This window comes from Thauera terpenica 58Eu, from assembly GCF_000443165.1.
GTDB classification, from domain to species: domain Bacteria; phylum Pseudomonadota; class Gammaproteobacteria; order Burkholderiales; family Rhodocyclaceae; genus Thauera; species Thauera terpenica.
This window is the reverse complement of the sequence record NZ_ATJV01000096.1, coordinates 1-4,625: the sequence shown is the minus strand read 5'-3', so window position 1 is coordinate 4,625 and position 4,625 is coordinate 1. Positions and strand designations below refer to the sequence as shown.

5 protein-coding genes are annotated in these 4,625 nt (G+C 47.0%); all 5 read right to left on the bottom strand.

Going from position 1 to position 4,625, the window contains the following annotated elements:
- Nucleotides 1-129: 129 nt before the first annotated feature.
- Entirely contained in the window at nucleotides 130-1,026 is an 897-nt protein-coding gene (locus M622_RS36960) for a lipase family protein (protein ID WP_021250772.1), read from the bottom strand.
- A 98-nt stretch (nucleotides 1,027-1,124) separates the two neighbouring features.
- Nucleotides 1,125-1,781, bottom strand: a complete 657-nt coding sequence (locus M622_RS40230; protein ID WP_157282136.1) for a hypothetical protein — start codon at nucleotides 1,779-1,781, stop codon at nucleotides 1,125-1,127.
- Nucleotides 1,778-2,074: a hypothetical protein gene (locus tag M622_RS36950; protein ID WP_021250770.1), complete on the bottom strand. Its 297-nt coding sequence runs from the start codon at nucleotides 2,072-2,074 to the stop codon at nucleotides 1,778-1,780. The genes M622_RS40230 and M622_RS36950 overlap by 4 nt, the downstream gene beginning before the upstream one ends.
- Before the next feature lie 95 nt (nucleotides 2,075-2,169).
- Nucleotides 2,170-4,011, bottom strand: coding sequence for an ATP-binding protein (locus M622_RS39945; protein ID WP_084520805.1), 1,842 nt, complete (start codon nucleotides 4,009-4,011; stop codon nucleotides 2,170-2,172).
- A gap of 2 nt (nucleotides 4,012-4,013) precedes the next feature.
- On the bottom strand, nucleotides 4,014-4,541 hold the full coding sequence (locus tag M622_RS39940) for an SIR2 family protein (protein ID WP_281168232.1): 528 nt from the start codon (nucleotides 4,539-4,541) through the stop codon (nucleotides 4,014-4,016).
- Nucleotides 4,542-4,625 lie beyond the last annotated feature (84 nt).

Below are 4,625 nucleotides of genomic sequence, written 5' to 3'. Positions count from 1 at the left end.
TACAAACGTGCCACCACAAGATTTTTTGGGAAAACGGCCTGTAACCCGCATGAACACTAGCGCGATTTCTCAAAAAACGGCTTTTTTGGAGGCGAACTGTCGAACTCGGGGGGTCAGGCAGCGGAAAAATCATGCGCTGGAGCTCGCGGAACGGGTGCGCGCTGAAGAGAACACGGATTCAGGTGAACGCATAGCGAAGTCACCCTTGCTGTGTATAACAGCAACGTCGGGGATCGCATTCAGGCATCTCTCGTTGGCTGAATCGGCATACCCGAGTAGCCGCGGAGGCAACGTCGGTATTGCATCGAGTTCATTGAAGGTGTGGAACGGTTGCGGAAGAAACGCCTTCGCGCTTGTGTCGCCGTAGCGTGGCATTCCAAATGTGTAGCAGGCGATAGCCCGAGGAATACGATGACGGCGGCGATGCCCGAAAGGATGAAAGTCATTCTCTTCAAGCTTGGCGTGAAAGATTGCCGCCATCGCGCCACCCAAAGAATGGCCCGTCACATACACGGGCACATATGGGTCGGTGTTCAACGAGCGTAGCCGTTCAACTACCTCGTCGAAGCATTCAAGGACAGCATCAAAGAAGCCTCGATGGAGGCGCGCGGACTCACCGAAGCCGGACTGGTATCGAACTTTTCGAACATCCAGGTCAGCCTTGAAGTCTGCGAACGAGAGGGTAGTTCCTCTGAAGGAAACGAAGACGACCTTACGGAGCCGCGAGATTGTAATGATGACGCGACCACGGACGATCACTTCAATCTGCGTATTGGTGTCGAGGTCCTTCAGGGTTGCACGGCGCTGCTCCGTTTCCCAGCGAGAGACGTGCGCCTGAAATCTGTCGCACGGAATGAGCTTCGCTCGTTTGGACTTCTTCAACTCGAACTGAGGCACCTCTTCATACGCGACAGCGGCGAAGACTGCTGCTATATAGGCCTTTTGCCACCCGAAGGCATCGTTCTCCCAGTCGTCAATGCTGTCGGCAAGTCGCTGAGCGTCGTTGAAGTGCGCATGAAAGTCCACGGTGTCTCCCTTCGGATGTGTTTATGACGCCGAACGTCCAAGCTCAGGGACGCTGCGCGGCTTTATCGCGCAGCGTCCTTTGGAGCGCAGTGTTAGGGCTAGCGCCTTATAACAATGGACTGCTGAATTTTGCCTACCACAGGCTTCCATAGCGCCACCTCTGATTCTCGGTAAGACAGATTGATGCGAATTTCCTGGCTGGACGTAAATATCTGGTTGATTTGAACGAAGACTGGGCCTTTGGGGCCGGTGCGTCTGTACTCGGTGACAATGGCGGGATGGCCAGAAATTTTCTCGATGCGAGAGCCAAAGAACTCTATCAACTGATTACCTTGAAGCGGCAACAGCTTCTGAAGATTTTGGCGCATCTCGATTTGCAGTTCACGAATATCGGCGGCGGTGATTGATGCGAACTCAGATGGTGCAACAGAAGGCGGGATTGTTGAGTCAACTCTTACCGCCGCATACGTTGAGCGCGGCATGGAGTTTGCCGCGATAAGGTTGGTTTCTTGTCCGTCCGGTAGGCCTATGCCGGATAAATCCATAGCAGCTTCAACGGAGGTTTGGATTGCCCGATTATGGTCGGCTCCGAGCAACCACCAGCCTTTCGGTATCTGTAATTCAATTCCTCGTGGCAACTTGACAGGGGCGAAATTCGAATTGCTGTCGGCGAAAGCCGACGACAAGACAAAAAAAGAAACGAGTAGAAAAAGTGTCTTTGTTGTCCAGCCGTGATATCGAACTGCACCGCTCATGACTTTCCTCCTTTGGCGCGATTGAGGAAGGAGTAGAACAGCCATGCGAAAACGAATGCCCCACCCATATCTAGAGGATTCCTCGGACTGATAGGAACTCCGACGCTATCGGAGATGGCTTGGTAACGAATTACCTTTGCTGCTGATAAGGCGGCGACGCTCAAGAAAAATACAAGGATGGTCAGCCCCCACGCAGCACCCTTCGAGGCTGGTTGCACCTTGAAGGCCGTTTTATTCAGCACAGTGGCAACACCCCAAATAATGAGTCCATATACAAGCCAATCAACGAGCATTGAGTGTCTCCTTTCGCCCTAACGCCGCACTCACCGGTAAATTATGAGCGCAGCGAGTAATTTATCCGCGTGCAGTGCCTTGTTATAACGCGCTTCTAACTGCACATTCTCTCAGATATCTCTTTCAATTTTTCTATATCTAGGCGATCACTCGCCCAGCCCTGAGCAAATGGTATCGTATTTGATTTCGGCAATTGCTCTTCTTTTAGATCCCTAACTCTTACCCTGGAAGGTAGAGCCGAACCTTCACCAACAAAAATTGCTTCTTGCTGAGATAAAATGGGTAATGCTCCAACCATGCCAGAAAGTCCATCTGGCAAGAATCGAGCGACATGCTGCTGGTCTGCAGAATTTGTTAGCCTTAGTACTACCCAAGTACCACACTGTGAAATTACTGTGCTGTCCACATCGGCTGGCCGCTGGCTTACCAGCATCAAACCAATTCCGTATTTTCGCCCCTCTCTTGCTATACGCCTGATTGCTCCCTGAGCGGCTGCGTACTGAGCCTCCCCGTGATCTGGAACATACCTATGAGCTTCTTCACACACTAATAATATAGGATCCTTCTCTTTCTCTTCTTGAGTTTGAAATACTTTGTACTGAAAAAGCAACCTAGCAATTAGTGCGGTAAGCGGGCCTGCAACTTCATTTGGTAAGCCTGAAATATCAATAATTCTAATATCTTTTCCTGCCTGACTAGGTGCGCCAATGAATTGATTCAAAACTTGATGTAGCTTTATTTCAGCATCGTTATCAACCCAACACCTCATCATAAATGAAAGTCGAGTATCTCTTCTCAGAACTTTTAATTTATCTAACACTGCTGAAACATAGGACATACCTGAATCTGATGGTGGTAGTGACTCTAAAATCTTTGTGCTTTTTTTAAATCTTCCACCCTGTATATACCTAACATGAGCTTCGAACTCATCAAGACAAAATGGTCTCGGCTTATCACGATCGAATTCCAGAATTTCTGAAGTATCCTTGCCATCGCATAAATCTGGATCGTCAAAATTTTCTAAATGCTTAAGGGCCTCTGTACCGAACTCTCTTGGGCAAGGTTTGACAATTCCAGCGGCAACCATTCTTGCATGAGCGAGAGCTATTTGAACTACATTGTTTTGACTGGTAGCACTTCTTTCCGTTTTACCGATAACTAGGTTAGTAAACTCATCACTAGACATTAACCAATACGGTAGCTTTATCTCTTCCTGACCATCGTCGCCTGCCGCTATGTCATATGCTCGGTACTGTACAGCTCTCTCTTTAAAGGCTGAACCATACTCACCATGAGGATCAATGACCACTATCTGAGGAGACAGCTCTTTATCATTATTTTTATGCGATAGTACGCTATGAATAATCGCGGCAACAGTACCTGATTTACCAGATCCTGTAGATCCAAGAACCGCACAATGCATACCAAACATTTTATTAATGTTAGCTCGACAGGCTGTAGATTCAGAAGCACTGTAAACCGCAAAGGGAACTAATGGATCTACTTCATCATCTCTTGTACCTTCAGCGGAACGGTAGACAAAAGAAATTTCTTCGTTTGTTAGCAGGAATACGCCTTGTTGGGGCAAAGGGTAGGTTTTAATACCACGCTTAAAGGCCAAAATTGACTTTGTATTATTCCAGCTGCCTTCAGCTAACAGCTGGACTTCCATTACACGCTGATCAGAATCAGAAGTCACAGGCATACCTGCTTCAATTAACTCTTCCGATCGCATTCTGAGCATTGTTACCAAGCCAAAAATTATTTTGCGACCATAGTGAATTTTAACCATGCTACCTATTTGACCGATAGGGTAAACACGACCATTAAAAGTTCTTGTTAATTCAGATATTTTATCTGAAATCTCAACTTTTATATTGGTTCCTGACACCTCAACAACTTGGCCTATTTTCAACTCTTCAGATGGTGTAAACATAACTAAACCTCGCATCCGTTCTTTAATACTGATGTTACACCTTTCAATGTCCACCAATAATCGTCTTTTTCTTTTCTTTTAAATGGGCCTTCTTTTCCAATATATAGGCCGTGTATGGATGCGATAATTACTCTTGAACCAAAACTATCGCTACGCCACTTTTCTAAACATGGTGGAATTTCATCTCTACACTCCAAGAATGCGAGCAATACTGTTTTATTTTCTGCTTTCGATAACGCAAATTCAATTTCGTTGTTGATATGATCATCGCCAAAACTATAGCCGCACACCGCTAACATATTGCTATTGGAAGAATTTAGCGATTTTCTAAATAAGTCAAACTGCGTAGAGAACGGATCTTGCTGAGTGGCAACGTATTTAGTGGCTTGAGGGTAAATTAGAACCCGACGGTCCGCCTTTGGGTATAGATCATTTTCTCTAACTCGCCATACATACCCTTTGTCACAAAGAAACCAATCTATGGAGCCATGCATTTTAATTAAGTTGGCGCGCTGATTGTTCGCTGGAATGGGCGTTGGTGCAATAAAATGTCATCCATCCCGGCGGCGCCGGACTTCCTGACGGTTTGAGGTCGAGCATGGCAGCGCGAGCGA

What these genes read in the sequence shown, in the direction of transcription:
- M622_RS39945 (WP_084520805.1), bottom strand. Translation starts at nt 4,011, where the DNA reads ATGTTTACACCATCTGAAGAGTTGAAAATAGGCCAAGTTGTTGAGGTG.
- M622_RS40230 (WP_157282136.1), bottom strand. Translation starts at nt 1,781, where the DNA reads ATGAGCGGTGCAGTTCGATATCACGGCTGGACAACAAAGACACTTTTT.
- M622_RS36950 (WP_021250770.1), bottom strand. Translation starts at nt 2,074, where the DNA reads ATGCTCGTTGATTGGCTTGTATATGGACTCATTATTTGGGGTGTTGCC.